Source organism: Pontibacter flavimaris, assembly GCF_001907195.1.
GTDB lineage: Bacteria > Bacteroidota > Bacteroidia > Cytophagales > Hymenobacteraceae > Pontibacter > Pontibacter flavimaris.
Genome location: NZ_LVWA01000004.1, coordinates 136215 through 152506, shown reverse-complemented (window position 1 = coordinate 152506; position 16292 = coordinate 136215). Strand labels below are relative to the sequence as shown.

The 16292-nt window shown below is 55.4% G+C and carries 15 protein-coding genes; 10 read left to right on the top strand and 5 right to left on the bottom strand.

Annotated features, from left to right (window positions below):
* Positions 1-85: 85 nt before the first annotated feature.
* Both A3841_RS05550 and dusB read right to left on the bottom strand, forming a co-directional pair.
* Positions 86-934, bottom strand: coding sequence for a DMT family transporter (locus A3841_RS05550; RefSeq protein WP_235861302.1), 849 nt, complete (start codon positions 932-934; stop codon positions 86-88).
* A gap of 651 nt (positions 935-1585) precedes the next feature.
* Entirely contained in the window at positions 1586-2575 is a 990-nt protein-coding gene (gene dusB / locus A3841_RS05545) for a tRNA dihydrouridine synthase DusB (protein ID WP_073851334.1), read from the bottom strand.
* A gap of 53 nt (positions 2576-2628) precedes the next feature.
* Here dusB and A3841_RS05540 point away from each other — a divergent pair, with 53 nt between their 5' ends.
* From A3841_RS05540 to A3841_RS05525, 4 genes are all read left to right on the top strand, one after another.
* On the top strand, positions 2629-3594 hold the full coding sequence (locus tag A3841_RS05540) for a CPBP family intramembrane glutamic endopeptidase (protein WP_073851333.1): 966 nt from the start codon (positions 2629-2631) through the stop codon (positions 3592-3594).
* Between the two features lie 52 nt (positions 3595-3646).
* Positions 3647-4474 (top strand): phosphatidate cytidylyltransferase, encoded by an 828-nt coding sequence (locus tag A3841_RS05535; protein ID WP_073851332.1) that lies wholly within the window; start codon positions 3647-3649, stop codon positions 4472-4474.
* Positions 4475-4579: 105 nt separating this feature from the next.
* Entirely contained in the window at positions 4580-5857 is a 1278-nt protein-coding gene (locus A3841_RS05530) for a Glu/Leu/Phe/Val family dehydrogenase (protein WP_073851861.1), read from the top strand.
* 119 nt (positions 5858-5976) lie between these two features.
* Positions 5977-6660, top strand: coding sequence for a phosphatidylserine decarboxylase family protein (locus A3841_RS05525; RefSeq protein WP_073851331.1), 684 nt, complete (start codon positions 5977-5979; stop codon positions 6658-6660).
* A gap of 243 nt (positions 6661-6903) precedes the next feature.
* On the opposite strand, the gene A3841_RS05520 is transcribed toward A3841_RS05525, so the two are convergent.
* Both A3841_RS05520 and ribD read right to left on the bottom strand, forming a co-directional pair.
* Positions 6904-7386 (bottom strand): GAF domain-containing protein, encoded by a 483-nt coding sequence (locus A3841_RS05520; protein ID WP_073851330.1) that lies wholly within the window; start codon positions 7384-7386, stop codon positions 6904-6906.
* A gap of 66 nt (positions 7387-7452) precedes the next feature.
* The gene (ribD, locus tag A3841_RS05515) at positions 7453-8484 is read right to left on the bottom strand and encodes a bifunctional diaminohydroxyphosphoribosylaminopyrimidine deaminase/5-amino-6-(5-phosphoribosylamino)uracil reductase RibD (protein ID WP_073851329.1); all 1032 of its coding nucleotides are present in this window, start codon (positions 8482-8484) and stop codon (positions 7453-7455) included.
* 177 nt (positions 8485-8661) lie between these two features.
* On the opposite strand from ribD, the gene prmC reads away from it, so the two are divergent.
* From prmC to rfbA, 6 genes are all read left to right on the top strand, one after another.
* A complete protein-coding gene (gene prmC / locus A3841_RS05510; RefSeq protein ID WP_083610229.1) occupies positions 8662-9516 on the top strand; it encodes a peptide chain release factor N(5)-glutamine methyltransferase in 855 nt (284 codons plus the stop codon).
* Positions 9517-9716: 200 nt separating this feature from the next.
* Complete coding sequence (locus A3841_RS05505) at positions 9717-11006, top strand: nucleotide sugar dehydrogenase (protein ID WP_073851328.1); 1290 nt, start codon at positions 9717-9719, stop codon at positions 11004-11006.
* 3 nt (positions 11007-11009) lie between these two features.
* Positions 11010-12044 carry a UDP-glucose 4-epimerase GalE gene (gene galE / locus A3841_RS05500; protein ID WP_073851327.1) on the top strand — a complete coding sequence of 345 codons (1035 nt, stop codon included), beginning with the start codon at positions 11010-11012 and terminating at the stop codon, positions 12042-12044.
* A 2-nt stretch (positions 12045-12046) separates the two neighbouring features.
* Complete coding sequence (gene rfbB, locus A3841_RS05495) at positions 12047-13096, top strand: dTDP-glucose 4,6-dehydratase (RefSeq protein WP_073851326.1); 1050 nt, start codon at positions 12047-12049, stop codon at positions 13094-13096.
* A gap of 21 nt (positions 13097-13117) precedes the next feature.
* Positions 13118-14143: an SDR family oxidoreductase gene (locus A3841_RS05490; protein ID WP_073851859.1), complete on the top strand. Its 1026-nt coding sequence runs from the start codon at positions 13118-13120 to the stop codon at positions 14141-14143.
* Between the two features lie 13 nt (positions 14144-14156).
* Positions 14157-15026 (top strand): glucose-1-phosphate thymidylyltransferase RfbA, encoded by an 870-nt coding sequence (gene rfbA, locus A3841_RS05485; protein ID WP_073851325.1) that lies wholly within the window; start codon positions 14157-14159, stop codon positions 15024-15026.
* A gap of 62 nt (positions 15027-15088) precedes the next feature.
* Here the strand turns inward: rfbA and chrA are convergent, their stop codons facing one another.
* Positions 15089-16258, bottom strand: coding sequence for a chromate efflux transporter (chrA, locus tag A3841_RS05480; protein WP_073851324.1), 1170 nt, complete (start codon positions 16256-16258; stop codon positions 15089-15091).
* Positions 16259-16292: the final 34 nt, after the last annotated feature.

The window sequence follows — 16292 nt, the reverse complement described above, 5'->3', positions numbered from 1 at the left end:
CGCAAAGTATAGGGCATAGTTTGAAGTATAAAACTTAGCAAGTATACTTCCGGACAGGTGGTGCTGCTCCTGTGAAAGCGATATCCTACCTGGCCCGGTTCACGATAAACACGCCCAAAAGAATCACTAACATGCCGGCGTAGTGCCACACATGTATGGTTTCGCCATCGAGCACGCCCCACATGAGCGCCACAACAGGTATCAGGTAGGTGGTGGAACTGGCAAAGAGGGTGGTGGATATCTGGATGAGCCTGTTGAAAAGTATAAGCGCGATGGCGGTACTGAACACGGCCAGTAGGGCGATGTACAGGAGCGCCTCCCAGGCCCCGGGCACATGCTGCAGCTTGTACACAAAATCAGTGGTGAGCAGGTAGAGCAGCGCCACCGGGCCCACCGTGAGCAGCGCCAGGCTGGAGACGGCAATGGCCTTCATGCCCTGCAGGCGGTGCTTGATGATGTTGGCGCTGATGCCGTAGAAGATGGTGGCCAGCACAATGTACAGGCCATAGTACATGTTATCGAGGTCGGCGTTGCCATTGCCCGAGAAGATAAGTATGGCCGTGCCCGCAATCCCGATAGCAATGCCGAGCATGCGCAGCCAGGTGATGGACTGGCCGAAAAGCAGGGCTCCTGCCAGTAGCGTGAACAGGGCCGTGAGCGAGTTTAGCACGCCAGCCAGGCCGCTGGCCAGGCGCGTTTCGGCAATGGCGAACAGGAAAGCCGGGAAGAAGTTGCCCAGCAGGCCGGTGCCGAGCAGAAACTTCCAGCGGCTGGGCTCCACCTTCGGCAGGTTCTGAATAGCGAAGGGCAGCAGCGCGGCGCAGGCGATCACCATCCGCAGGGCCCCCACCTCATCAGATGCGAAAACCACCAGCCCCTTCTTGATAAGTATGAACGAGGTGCCCCAGATGAGGGCCAGTATAACGACCAGCAACCAGGCCAGCGCCGGTATAGCGGTTTCTTGAGCAGCGGGAGAAGCTTTAATAGTTAGAAAGTTTAGAAATTAGAAGGTTAGAAAGTAAAGACAAAAGTAAGGAGTTGGAACGTCAGATTCAGGTTTCTGATGTCCCAACTCCTCAGTTTTTTTGGTGATGTGGTAAAACGATGAGAGCAGCCGCAAGTATAGCGGGAGCGCAGCGTGCGGCTAAGTATAAGGCAGGTTTGCAAATGCTTTCTGCGGCGGCAGAAAAGATGCTTTAATCGCGACTTGCGTTTTATACTTTGAAAGCTGCTGATGTATCGCTTGTTGGTGATAACACCAACAAGGGCAGGAAAAGTATAAAACCTGAGTTGCAATATACACATGCAGTGCAGGTGTAAACCCACCCCTAACCCCTCCGAGGAGGGGAATCACTTACTCTTTTGCAAAATTCCCCTCCTGGGAGGGGAAGGGGCGGGTGAATCGCAACTCGAGTTATAAAGTATAACCAGCACCAGACAGCCCAAGCTTTTCAAAACAAAGAGCCGAATAATTCTGCCTAATGCTGCCACAAGTTGCGCTAACGCTACACCTGCGGCAGAACCGTACTCTTAACTTTCTAACTTTTTAACCTTCTAACTTCCTAACTCCCAAACTCTCCAACTTCTAAACTTCCACATAGCTCATCGTCTGGGCGATCTCATCCAGCGTATCGTAGATTTCCTGGATGTCCTCGGATTGCACCAGCTTCATGCGGAGCGGCTTGAAGTGCGGCAGCCCACGGAAGTAGTTGGTGTAGTGGCGCCGCATCTCAAAAATACCCAGCTTGTCGCCTTTCCACTCCAGCGAGTGGGTAAAGTGCTGGCGACATACTTCCACGCGCTCCTCCAGGGTTGGTCCCGGCAAAACCTCTCCGGTAGCCATGTAATGTTTGATCTCGTTGAAGATCCAGGGATAGCCGATGCTGGCGCGGCCGATCATGATGCCGTCCACGCCATACTTGTTGCGGTACTCCAGCGCCTTCTGCGGCGAGTCAATATCGCCGTTACCGAAGATGGGGATGTGCATGCGCGGGTTGTTCTTCACCTCGGCAATTAAAGTCCAGTCGGCCTCGCCTTTGTACATCTGCACGCGCGTGCGGCCGTGTATGCTCAGGGCTTTTATGCCGATGTCCTGCAGCCTTTCCGCTGTCTCCACAATATACTTGGTGTCCTCATCCCAGCCGAGGCGGGTTTTTACGGTAACCGGTAGGTTAGTCGCTTTCACGATCTCCTCGGTCATCTTCACCATCTTAGGCACATCGCGCAGCAAAGCGGCGCCCGCACCCTTGCAGGCCACGTTCTTCACGGGGCAGCCATAGTTGATGTCGATCAAATCCGGACCGGCCTGCGCCGACACAATAGCCGCCTCGCGCATCGACTCAATATCAGACCCGAAGATCTGGATGCCGATAGGGCGCTCGTAGTCAAAAATGTCGAGTTTTTGCACACTTTTGGCGGCATCACGTATCAAACCCTCAGAGGAGATAAACTCCGTGTACATCAGGTCGGCACCGTTGGCCTTGCATACTTTGCGGAACGGCGGATCACTCACGTCCTCCATCGGTGCCAGCAGCAACGGAAACTCCCCTAGCTCTATGTTAGCAATCTTTACCAAAGCAAAATCTAATTATTCGCGTAAATTTACGCCAATTAAACCTAAATCTCCCTATGAAAGGTTTCATCTCGAAGGATCTGCACCCAAGTTGGGTATTGTTACTGCTGATCGTATACATGGCCGGCGGCTACTTCGTGGCCATGTTTGTGGTGGGAATCCTCTCCAACTGGATCTTCGGGATCAGCTTTATTGAGCTGGCCGGCGTGGCCACCAACCCCGCCGACCACCCGCAGGGACCGCAGGTGATGCTGCTGCTGCAGGGCGTGCTGCAGTTCTTTGCGTTTGTCGTGGCGCCGCTGTTCCTGCTGCTCTCGCTTAACTACAGGCTCGGCGATTACCTGAACCAGAAACTACCTTCTCCGTGGCTGCTCGTGCTGCTCAGCGGCCTGCTGGTTGTTGCCATCATGCCGGCCAACTCGGTTATCATCAACTGGAACGCCAACATGAACTTCCCCGACTTTATGCGCCCCTTTGAGGAGTGGGCGCGGGCGCAGGAGGAGCAGCTGGCCGAGCTTACCAAGCTGATCACCAGGTTCAACTCGGTGCCGGAGCTGCTGATAGGCCTGGTGGTGTTTGCCCTTATCCCCGCCGTGGGCGAGGAGCTGGTTTTCCGGGGCATTGCGCAGCAACAGATTCACCGCTGGTCGGGCAACATCCATGTGGCCATCTGGGTTACGGGCATCATCTTCGCGGCCATACACGTGCAGTTTTTTGGGTTTTTGCCGCGGGCCATACTTGGCGCCCTGTTCGGATATTTATACTTTTGGTCGGGCCGCATCATCGTGCCGATCGTGGCGCACTTTGCCAACAACGGCTTCACCGTTTTCCTGCTGTACCTGCAGCAGACCCGCGCCATCGATGCCGACATAGAGAGCACCGAGGCCATGCCCTGGTACAGTATCGCGGTGTCGGCGCTGGTGAGCGCGGCTATCTTATACTTCCTCTACCAGGCCTACGGCCACGTTCCGCTGCGCAGGCAGCGTGTGGCAGAGGCTGCAGCGGCGGAAGACCGACTCTAAACACAACCCTAAACCCTTACACCCGTCGCCTGTTCCGGCGCAAGTCCTTTACATGAGTAACAAGCTATCAACCCTCAGTAACTTAAACCAACGGATCATAGTAGGGGTGCTGGGCGCCGCGGTGTTTGTAGGCGGCATCTGGTTTAGCGAGTGGACGTACTTCCTGCTGTTTCTGGGGCTCACGCTGCTGGGCATTTCCGAGTTTTATACGTTGGTGGGCGTGCAGGGCATGCGGCCCAACAAACCGCTGGGGCTCCTGCTTGGGTTCGTGTTCTTTTCCTCTATGTTCCTGGTGCAGAAGGAGGTGATGCCGCCTGAGCTGCTCTACCTCTCGCTGCCGCTGCTCTTCCTGGTGTTCATCGCCGAGATGTACCGCAAAAAACCGCAGCCCTTCACCAACATCGCCTTCACCATAACCGGCGTGATCTACATTGCCGTTCCGTTCGGGCTGCTGCACCTGCTGGGCTACCTGGGCGAGGAGTACAGCTGGCAGCCCATCCTCGGCCTCCTGCTGCTTATCTGGGCCGCCGACACGGGTGCGTACATCGCAGGCAAGAACTTCGGCAAGCACAAGCTATTCGAGCGCATCTCTCCGGGTAAAACTTGGGAGGGCTGGGTCGGCGGCACGCTGCTCACGGTGCTGGTGGGCTACGGCCTGTCGTACCTGTTCCTCGACCTGGAAGTATACCAGTGGGTGGGCGTGGCCGTGATCGTGGGGGTGATAGGGGTGCTGGGCGATCTCTCGGAGTCCATGCTCAAGCGCAGTTTGGGCGTGAAGGACTCGGGCACGCTGCTGCCCGGCCACGGCGGTATCCTCGACCGCTTCGACAGCCTGCTGCTGGTCGTTCCGTTTGTGGTGGCTTTCCTCAAAATCTTCTAAAAAATTTTGCTGGCAGCCCTTAGGAGGTTGCAAGTATAATTCCCAACTTTGCCCCGAATCTAATTCACTGATTAATTACTCACTGATAACTTAAAAGAGTAGATGATGCTATACAAAGAGCCAGCTCCGATCAAGGATAAGGAAAACCCTTTTGAATCGATGATGTCGCGCTTCAACATCGCGGCGGAGGTGCTGGGGTTGGATGAGGAAGTATACAACGTGCTGAAATCTCCGACACGTCAGGTAATCGTGAACGTGCCCGTAACCATGGACGACGGAAAAATACGCGTGTTCGAAGGTTACCGCGTGATCCACTCCACCATCCTGGGCCCATCCAAAGGAGGCGTGCGCTTCGCGCCGGACGTGTTCCTGGACGAGGTGAAGGCCCTGGCTGCCTGGATGACTTGGAAGTGCGCCGTGGTGGACATTCCGTACGGTGGTGCCAAAGGAGGCGTTATCTGCGATCCGTTCTCGATGTCTGCCGGTGAAATGGAGCGTTTGACAAGAGCCTATACCCAGGCATTGGTGGATACCTTCGGTCCGGATCAGGACATACCTGCCCCTGACATGGGTACTGGCCCGCGCGAAATGGCCTGGCTGATGGACGAATACTCCAGAATGAAAGGCTCTACCATACACGCTGTGGTAACGGGCAAGCCGCTTGTTCTGGGTGGCTCATTGGGCCGCGTGGAGGCGACCGGTCGCGGTGTGATGGTGTCGGCCCTGGCGGCCATGGATAAACTGGGCATGGACCCGTCCAAATCCACTGCCGCGGTGCAGGGCTTTGGCAACGTAGGTGCCTGGGCTGCCAAACTAATGGCGGAGCGCGGCGTGAAGATCCTGGGCGTTAGCGACGTGAGCGGTGCTTACTGGAACGACAACGGCATCGATATTGAAGAGGCCATCGAGTATAAGAACGCGCACAACGGCCGCCTGGAAGGCTTTAAAGGAGCGGAGCTGATGAGCGATGGAGGCGAGCTGCTGACGGCCAAGGTGGACGTGCTGGTGCCAGCCGCTGTGGAAGACGTGATCACGATCAAGAACGTGGATCAGATACAGGCCCGCCTGATTGTGGAGGGTGCCAACGGCCCTACTTCGTACAAAGCCGACAACATCATCAACGAGAAGGGCATTATGGTGGTGCCAGACATCCTGGCCAACTCCGGTGGCGTAACCGTTTCCTACTTCGAGTGGGTGCAGAACCGCATGGGCTTTAAGTGGACGCTGGACCGCGTGAACGAGCGTGCCGAGCGCATCATGAAAGAATCGTTTGAGCGCGTTTACGCTGCTTCGCAAAAGTATAACGTACCGATGCGCATCGCAGCTTACATCGTGGCAATCGACAAGGTGGCCATGACATACAAGTACCGTGGCGGCTTCTAAAAAGATTTTTTAGAGGAATAACCGAAAGATTATATAATTTTGAAGCAGGTAATAGCCCATCCACGTAACTGGATGGGCTATTATGAGTTATATAGTACCTGCGGCAAACATAAAAACGGATGAAAATTCACAAGGAAGGACGGAAGATATTATTTATTACTTTACTCACCCTGGTAGCGCTCAACGTGCTGCTCTACATTTTTAACGCCGGGAACGACACCTTTAACAAAGTATTCTCCGCTGTGTCAGCCTTTCTTTTCCTGCTGATCCTGCAGTTCTTCCGTAGCCCTTACCGCACCCTGCTGCTGCACGAAGATTTGATCATAGCCCCTGCCGACGGCAAGGTGGTGGTGATTGAGGAAGTGGAGGAGCCGGAGTATTTCCAGGACAAGCGCAAGCAGATCTCTATTTTCATGTCGCCGATAAACGTGCACATCACGCGTAACCCGGTGTCCGGCATCGTCAAGTATTTCAAGTACCACCCGGGTAACTACTTTGTGGCCTGGCACCCGAAATCGAGCACGCAGAACGAGCGCACCACCGTGGTAGTGGAGTCTACTGCCGGTCCGGAGGTGCTGTTCCGCCAGATTGCCGGTGCCATGGCGCGCCGCATTGTGTGGTATGTGAACGAGGGCGATGAGGTGAGCCAGGGCGAGGAGTTCGGCTTCATCAAGTTCGGCTCCCGCGTGGACATCTTCGTGCCGCTGGACACAGTGATAAAGGCAGAGCTAGGGCAAAAAACCAAGGGCGGGCAAACCGTCATCGCACAGCTGAAAACACCGCCACCGACGTTGTTTGGGTAAGCCTACCAGCGTATCACGTAGCACGACACACGTATCAAGACAAAAGAAAAGCCGCTGCAATTTATACTTGCAGCGGCTTTTTATTTTTCTGAATCCTGATTTTCAGGATCAGGATTGAAAGATTGAGCAGAATTTGTAGAGGCTCAATATATTACGCCTCTTTTGGTCTGCTATAAGTATAGCAAAGCGCAACTTAGGGTAACTGCCAAGCCAACAACGGATAACTATCAACCAATAACGAAATTAGTACCAGCTTTCCACCAGTTTCATGAGTTGCTCCAGATACTGCTGGTCCACCTCGTCGAAGTCGTTCAGCTGGTCGCTGTCTACATCCAGTACCAGTTTCACCTCACCGTCTTTTATGGCTGGCAGCACGATCTCTGATTTGGAGTCGCTGCTGCAGGCGATATGACCCGGAAAAGCCTCAACGTCCGGTACCAGCATGGTTTTCTGCTGTGTGTAGCAGGCGCCGCAAACGCCTTTGTGGTACGGGATGCGGGTGCAGGCAATCGGCCCCTGGAACGGCCCCAGCACCAGCTGTCCCTCCTTGTTAAAGTATACCCCTACCCAAAAGAAGCCCATCCCCTGGCGCAGCGCGGCCACCATGTTCGAAATATTCGCGATCAGGTCAGTTTCACCGGCGGTTAAGGCTTCGATTTGCGGAAGCAGCGCTTTATACTTTTCTTCTTTGCTGAGGTTGGTATCTATGATTAAGGATTCGGCCATGGGTAAATTTTGAGTGAGTGATTGAGTGAATGTGCTGGTGTATTGATAATTGATCAATGATAACTGTTAAATGTTACGGTAGTGCAACAGCTGATCGGCGCCTAAGGTTTGGATGCTTTGCAGCCGGCCGTACGTCATGCCTGGCGCTTTTGTGCCTTCCCCAAGTGTTTTGTGCGAATTCTTGAACACAAGAGCCTCGTCCCAGAGCCCGGCCTGCAGCAGGCTCTCCAGCAGAAAGGTGCCGCCCTCCACCATCACCGACAGCACGTTGCGCCGGTGCAGGTCCTGCAAGATCTGCGGAAGCAGAGGCTCGTCCTCCCGAAGCTGCGCAAAGTATAAGTTCTCCCGGTTGTCCTGCTGCCTGTAAGTATAAACCACCGTTGGTTGGCTTCCGTCGAACAGGTGCAGGTGCGGCGGCAGCAGCAATTGCTTGTCTATGACCAGGCGCAGCGGATTGGGGCCCTGCCACGCCCGCACGCTGAGCTGCGGGTTGTCATGAAGCGCAGTGCGGGTGCCCACCATAATGGCTTGCTCTTCGGTGCGCCACTTGTGCACCATTCGCTTGGCTAGGGGTCCGCTGATCTGCTCCTGTTTATAATCAGCCGCTGCAATAAAGCCGTCTGCCGACTCAGCCCATTTCAAAAGTATAAACGGCCGCTTGTAGGTATGAAACGTGAAGAAACGCTTGTTTAGCTCCAGTCCTTCCTCCTCCAGCACGCCCACCTGTACCTTTGCGCCGGTATCGAGAAGTTCATTAATACCGCGCCCGGCCACCAGCGGGTTCGGGTCTGTGTTGCAGATCACTACGTCCTTCACGCCATGGCTGATGAGCAGGTCGGCGCAGGGCGGCGTTTTGCCGTAGTGCGAGCAGGGCTCCAGCGTGACGTACACCCGGCTTTTGGGCAGCAGGCGCTTGTCCCCTACGGCGGCAACGGCATTTACCTCGGCGTGCGGCCCGCCATACTTTTGGTGCCAGCCTTCACCGATGATCTGCCCCTCGTGCACCACCACGCATCCCACCATCGGGTTAGGCGAAGTATGGCCACTGCCCAGGCGGGCCAGTTCCAGGGCGCGTCGCATGTATCGTTCGTCAGACATAGGAGAGTTTAGGAGTTAGAAGGTTAGAGAGTTGAAGTATGGGAGCCCGCAGGAGAAATTCATTTGCCTGTTTGCCAATCCCCACATCCGCAAATCTTCAAATTCCCAAATCTTCACATTTTCAAATCTATAAACCTTACTTTTGCAAAGATACCGAAATCAACAGAAAGTATAGGCGTGGCGACCATCCAGCAATTACAGCAGCACATCCGGGAAAGTATAAGAGCAGTGTACCCCGAGCCAGAGGCGGGAAGTATAGCCCAACTGGTGCTGGAGCACGTGCTGCAGAAAGGCCGCGTGCAGCTGACACTAGCCCAGCAGGAAGAGGTACAGCCAGGGCAGGAGGCGCAGATAGAGCAGATAATACTAAGGCTGCAGCGGCAGGAGCCGGTGCAGTATGTGCTGGGCGTGGCGCACTTTTATGGCCTGGAGCTGCAGGTGGATGAGCGTGTGCTGATCCCGAGGCCGGAGACGGAGGAGTTGGTGGATTTGGTGCTGCGGGAGCATAAAGGATTACAGAGGCTGCAGGTACTCGATATCTGCGCCGGTAGCGGCTGCATTCCGCTGGCGCTGGCGGCCAATCTACCAAATGCACAAGTATACGGACTGGAGGTGTCGGCGGGGGCGCTGGAGGTGGCGCTGGCCAACGCGGCAAAGTATAAGCTGCCGGTGCAGTGGCTACAAGCGGATATCTTTGAGTCAATTCAAAGTATAAATTCCGCCTCCCTGGACATTATCACGAGCAACCCGCCCTATGTGCTGGAAGAGGAAAAGCGGCAGATGCGCGAGAACGTGTTGCAGTATGAGCCGCACCTGGCGCTGTTCGTGCCCGACCAGGACCCGCTGAAATTCTACAGGAGGATAACGGAGGTGGCGCAGCAGCTGCTGAAAGAAGGCGGCAAACTATACTTCGAGGTAAACGAGCGCTACGGCCGGGACGTAAAAGCGCTGCTGCTGGCAGCGGGCTTTGCGCAGGCGCAGGTGGTGCAGGACCTCTTCGGGAAGGACCGCATCGTGTGGGGCACGAAGTAGCGCTGGCGTAAAAATCAGGTGAATTTATATAAAGTATAAGTTAAAATTGTACTTTTGTGGTAAAATTGGCCGTATACTGTTTTGCTGCTGTTTAATCTGTAGTTTCAGCGCAATGAGGAAGTATAAAGGGCCGTTTTGCTCCTGAACTGGCTGGTTCAGTCGGGCTTATGATCTTGCAACAAAACTAAACAATACATAACGTGTACCAGGAAATACTCAACAAAGAAGCCAAACTGGCCGTGATTGGTTTGGGCTACGTGGGGCTGCCTATAGCCTTGGCCTTCGCTAAAAAGGTAAAAGTGATCGGGTTTGATATCAACTCAAAGCGCGTGGAGATGATGCGCAACAGCGTTGACCCAAGCGGGGAGCTGGATAGCAGCGAGTTTGAAGGCGCCGACATTGCGTTTACCGACAGCCTGGACGTGCTGCGCGAGGCCCGCTTCTTCATTGTGGCCGTGCCTACGCCCATCGACCAGCATGCCCAGCCAGACCTGAAACCCTTATTGGCTGCCTCTGCCACGGTAGGCAAGGTGCTCAAGAAAGGCGATTACGTGGTGTTTGAGTCAACGGTATACCCTGGCTGCACGGAAGAGGATTGCGTACCGGTGCTGGAGCGCGAGTCAGGCCTGAAGTTTGGCGTGGATTTTAAAGTGGGCTACTCCCCGGAGCGCATCAACCCGGGTGATAAGGAGCATACCTTGTCCAAGATCGTGAAAGTGGTTTCCGGCAGTGACCCGGAGGCGGCTGAGGAGGTTGCTCAGGTATACGAGCTGGTAATTGATGCCGGCGTGCACCGTGCCTCTTCCATTAAAGTGGCCGAGGCAGCCAAGGTGATCGAAAACACGCAGCGCGACCTCAACATCGCCCTGATGAACGAGCTGTCCATCATCTTCGACAGGATGAACATCAACACTTACGAGGTGCTGGAGGCTGCCGGAACCAAGTGGAACTTCCTGCGCTTCTCGCCAGGCCTTGTGGGTGGCCACTGCATCGGCGTAGATCCTTACTACCTGACCTACAAGGCAAAGGCACTTGGTTACGATGCCAAGGTAATCCTGAGCGGCCGAACCACCAACGACACCATGGGCGCGCACATCGCCAACAAACTGGTGAAGATGATGATCATGCGCGGCAAGAACATTTCGCAGACGAAGGTGCTGGTAATGGGCGCTACCTTTAAGGAGAACGTGGAGGATATCCGCAACTCGAAGGTAGTGGACGTGATCCGGGAACTGCAGAGCTTCAACGTGAACGTGGAGGTAGTGGACCCCTACGCCAACTCTCAGGAACTGCAGCACGAGTACGGCTTTGGCCTGGTAGAGGAAGCTGGCAAAGACTATGATGCCGTGGTGGTGGCTGTGCCGCACAAAGCCTACATGGAGCTGGACGAAAATTACTTCAAGTCGATCATGAACGGCAGCCCGATCCTGGTGGACCTGAAAGGCATCTTCCGCAACAAAATCAAGGACATCGAATATACAAGCTTATAGGTTTTGGCAAACGCAAAGATATTGGTTACCGGCGGAGCCGGTTATATTGGCTCCCACACGGTGGTAGCGTTGGTGGAGGCAGGCTATGAGCCGGTGATCATCGACAACTTCTCCAACTCAGAGGAGAGCGCGCTGGAGGGCATTGCCGCCATACTTGGTTGCGATATCCTCTGTCACCGCATCGACTGCACAGACACAGAGGCCCTGCGCCAAGTGTTTGAGCAGGAGCAGAACATACAGGGTGTTATCCATTTTGCGGCCTACAAGGCGGTGGGCGAGTCGGTGGCAGAGCCGCTGAAGTATTACCACAACAACGTGGGCTCACTGGTGGCGCTGCTGCAGGTGATGGAGGAGTATAAAGTATACAACCTGGTTTTCTCCTCATCGTGCACTGTGTACGGCATTCCGGAGCAACTGCCTGTAACCGAGGAAACGCCGGTACAGAAGGCCAACTCCCCGTATGGCAACACCAAAAAAGTATGCGAGGAGATCCTCACCGATCTGGCCAACAGCGGGAGCAGCAGCATCAAAGCTACGGCGCTGCGTTATTTTAACCCGATCGGGGCGCATCCTTCCGCCAGAATTGGAGAGTTACCGCTGGGCGTGCCGAATAACCTCGTGCCGTTCATCACGCAAACTGCTGCTGGCATTCGCAAAGAGCTGACTGTGTTTGGCGATGATTATGATACCACGGACGGTACCTGTATTCGCGATTTCATCCATGTCGTGGACCTGGCCAAGGCACACGTAGTGGCGGTAGAGCGTCTGCTGCAGGGCAAAGCCCAAAGTATAGAATTCTTCAACGTGGGCACCGGAACAGGCTACAGTGTGCTGGAAGCAATCAGCGCATTCGAAAATGCATCCGGCCAGAAGCTGAACTATAAAATTGGACCACGCCGCGCCGGCGACGTGCCAAAGATCTTTGCCGATGTGACGAAATCAACCCAGGAACTCGGCTTTAAAACCACCAGCACCCTGGAGGAGGCCATGAAAAGCGCCTGGGACTGGCAAGTATCACTTCAGAAGACAAAAGTATAAGCATGAAAATATTAATTACGGGCGGTGCGGGCTTTATCGGCTCGCATGTGGTGCGTCTGTTCGTTACCAAGTACCCGAACTACCAAGTATACAACCTCGACAAACTGACCTACGCGGGTAACCTGCAGAACCTGTCGGATATTGAGGAGCGGGAGAATTATACGTTCCTGAAGGGCGACATTGTGGATGCGGATTACCTGGAGGAGATCTTCTCGGCCTATAAATTTGATGCCGTGATCCACCTGGCCGCCGAGTCGCACGTGGACCGTTCCATCTCCGACCCGCTGGCCTTTGTGCAGACCAACGTGATCGGCACGGTGAACCTGCTGAACGTGGCTAAAAAACACTGGTCCGATGACCTGAGCAAGCACCTGTTCTACCACATCTCCACCGATGAAGTATACGGCTCGCTGGGTGAGGACGGACTGTTTACCGAGGAGACGTCTTATGATCCGCGCTCGCCCTACTCAGCCTCCAAAGCCAGCTCCGACCACTTCGTGCGTGCCTGGTACCATACCTATGGCCTGCCGATCAAGATCTCCAACTGCTCGAACAACTACGGGCCGAACCACTTCCCCGAAAAGCTCATTCCGCTGGCGATCCACAACATCAAAAGTGAGCGCCCAGTGCCGGTGTACGGCAAGGGCGAGAACGTGCGCGACTGGCTCTACGTGCTGGACCATGCCCGCGCTATCGACGTGATCTTCCATGAAGGCAAACTGGGCGACACCTACAACATCGGCGGCGTGAACGAGTGGAAGAACCTGGACCTGATCCACCTGCTCTGCGACCAGATGGACGAGAAATTGGGCCGCGAGAAAGGCCACTCCAGAAAACTGATCACCTTTGTGAAAGACCGCGCCGGCCACGACTTGCGCTACGCCATCGACTCCTCCAAGCTGATGGACGAGCTGGGATGGAAGCCCTCGGTGACCTTTGAGGAAGGCCTGAGCAAAACGATAGACTGGTACCTGGAGAACCCGGAGTGGCTGGAGAACGTCACATCGGGCAACTACCAGAGCTACTATGAGCAACAATACACGCATCGGTAAGTATAGAACTTGAGCAACATTATGTACGATTCCCCATTCCACGACCAGCCCCTCGATGGGCTGTCGTTTTTAGTAACAGGCGGGGCCGGCTTTATCGGCTCTAACCTGGTGGAGTACCTTTTAAAGTATAAGGCAGGCAAGGTGCGCGTGCTGGACAACTTCTCCAACGGCTACCGCAAGAACATCGAGCAGTTTCTGGGTGATCCGGCCTTTGAGCTGGTGGAGGGCGACATTCGCGACGTGCAAACCTGCATGGACGCCTGCCAAGGCATGGACGTGGTGCTGCACCAGGCGGCGCTGGGCTCCGTGCCCAGAAGTATAAACGACCCCATCACGAGCAACGACGTGAACGTGGGTGGCTTTGTAAACATGCTCACCGCAGCCAAAGAGCAGCAGGTAAAACGCTTCGTGTACGCAGCTTCTTCCTCGACCTACGGCGACAGCAAGGAGCTGCCGAAGGTGGAGGATCGCATCGGCAAGCCGCTCTCGCCTTATGCTGTGACCAAGTATGCCAACGAGCTGTACGCCGATGTGTTCGGCAAGACCTATGGTATGGAGATCATCGGGCTGCGCTACTTCAACATCTTCGGCCCGAAGCAGGACCCGAACGGCGCCTACGCCGCTGTAATTCCGCTTTTCATTGACGCGCTGCTCCACAACCGCTCGCCGAAGATCAACGGCGACGGCGGCCAGACGCGCGACTTCACCTTCGTGGAGAACTGCGTGCAGGCCAACATCAAGGCGGCGCTGGTGCAGAACCCGGAGGCGGTGAACCAGGTCTACAACATCGCGGTGGGCGACAGAACCTCGCTGCTGCAGATGTTCCATATCCTAAAGGAGACGGCCGGTGCCGACGTGGAGCCGGTGCACGGCCCCAACCGGGCAGGCGATATCCGCGATAGCCTGGCTGATATTTCCAAGGCGCAGCGCCTCTTGAAGTATGACCCGCAGGTGAGAATCCAGGAGGGACTGAAGCGCACGTTCGAGTGGTTTGAGCAGAACCAGGAGTTTATCTACAGAGACACCAAGGCCGCTACGGCGGAGTAAAAATCAGATTCAGATGAAAGGAATCATACTTGCCGGGGGCTCCGGCACGCGGTTGCACCCGCTGACGCTGGCAGTAAGCAAGCAGCTGATGCCGGTCTACGACAAGCCCATGATCTACTACCCGCTTTCCACGCTCATGCTGGCAGGCATCCGGGAGATCCTGATCATCTCGACGCCCCACGACCTACCCATGTTTGAGCGGCTGCTGGGCGACGGCTCCCAGATCGGCTGTAAGTTCAGCTATGCCGTGCAGGAGATACCCAACGGGCTGGCGCAGGCCTTCGTGATCGGCGAAGAGTTTATTGGAGAAGATAAGGTGGCGCTGGTGCTGGGGGATAACATCTTCTACGGAGCGGGCATGAGCAAGCTGCTGCAGGCTAATAACGACCCGGATGGCGGGGTGATTTACGCCTACCACGTGCACGACCCGGAGCGCTACGGCGTAGTCGAGTTCGATCAGGACATGAAGGCCGTCTCCATCGAGGAAAAGCCGAAGGAGCCCAAGTCGAGCTACGCCGTGCCGGGTCTATACTTCTATGACAACGATGTGGTGGAGATCGCCAAAAACCTGGAGCCCAGTGCAAGAGGCGAGTACGAGGTGACCGACATCAACAAAGAATACCTCCGGCGCGGCAAGCTCAAGGTAGGCATCCTCAATCGCGGCACGGCCTGGCTCGACACAGGCACCATCCAGTCGCTGATGCAGGCGGCCACCTTTGTGCAGGTGATTGAGGAGCGGCAGGGTCTCAAGATCGGCTGTATCGAGGAAGTAGCCTGGCGCATGGGCTTCATCTCCGATGAGCAACTACGCCAAGTGGCAGAGCCGCTGCGGAAGAGCGGCTACGGCGAATACCTCCTCAGGATGCTGAAAGAGAAAATGTAAAGTATGAAAGGCTGCCGAAAGGTGGTCTTTTTTGTTTGTTGAGGTGGAATAGCCTTCTATTTTTACAGCACAAATCCCAGCAACAGTCCTGTAAGTATAAGCACCGGCGCGGGGACTTTGGTGAACATGAGCAGGCAGAAGGTAGCCACCACAATCCCAAAATTCAGGATGGTGCTTTCGATGGGGTGGTAGAGCAGGATGGCGGCGGCTACCACCATGCCGGAACTTACGGCACTGATGCCCTCCAGCGAGGCGCGGACTACCCTATACTTTTTCAACTCATCCCAGAACCGGATGACAAAGAAGATGAGAAAGGTGCCCGGCAGAAAAATGCCTACGGTTGCCACAAAAGAACCCAGGAACTGCCCGGCGATGCCATACTCGCGCATGGCCAGGTTACCTACAAAAGAGGTAAACGAGAAGGTTGGCCCCGGCAGCGCCTGCGCAATGGCATAGCCCGACAGGAACTCCTCGCCCGTCAGATAGCCCTTAAAGTCCACGAACTCGGTGTATAGCAGCGGAATGAGCACCTGTCCGCCCCCGAATACGAGGCTGCCGTTACGGTAGAAGTTCTCGAACAAGCGCACCGGCAGCGACGAAGTATAAGCACCCAGCAAAGCCGCGGCCACCAGCACCGCCACATAAAGTATAAAGTTGGCCCACTCTATGTGCAGGCGCTTGTTAGGTTCGTGGGGGTGCTGCTTAAAACGAAATGCCGTTACGGCGCCCCCTGCCAGCAGCAGGACCGGGAACACCCAGGGCGAGTGGAAGAAGTAGGCAAGTATGGCCGAGACTACCATCAGCGATACGGCCGTCTTGGTATGGATGACCTTGGCGCTGATCATGTAGGCGGCGTAGGCCACAAATCCTACCGCCATTGGCTGTATGTACTTCAGGAAGCCCAACGACACCCCCTGCCCCTGCAAGTAGGAAATAACGACAGCGGCTACGCCCATAAAGGTAGCGGCCGGCAGAATCCAGACCAGCAGGGTGAGGTAGGCCAGGCTGGGCCCGCCGATCTTATAGCCAATGGCTGTGAGGGTTTGCGTGGAGGTGGGGCCGGGAAGGATGGAGCAGAGCGCGTTCAGTTCTATCAGTTCCTGTTCCGTAAGGTAGCGGCGCTTTTCCACCAGCAGCTTGAACATCATGGCAATATGCGCCTGTGGCCCGCCAAATGCTGTGAAGGCCAGAAGCAATACGTCTTTGAGGAAGATGTAGTAGCGCAGACTCATGATGGCATAAAAATAGAAAAAGAGAGACAGCTTT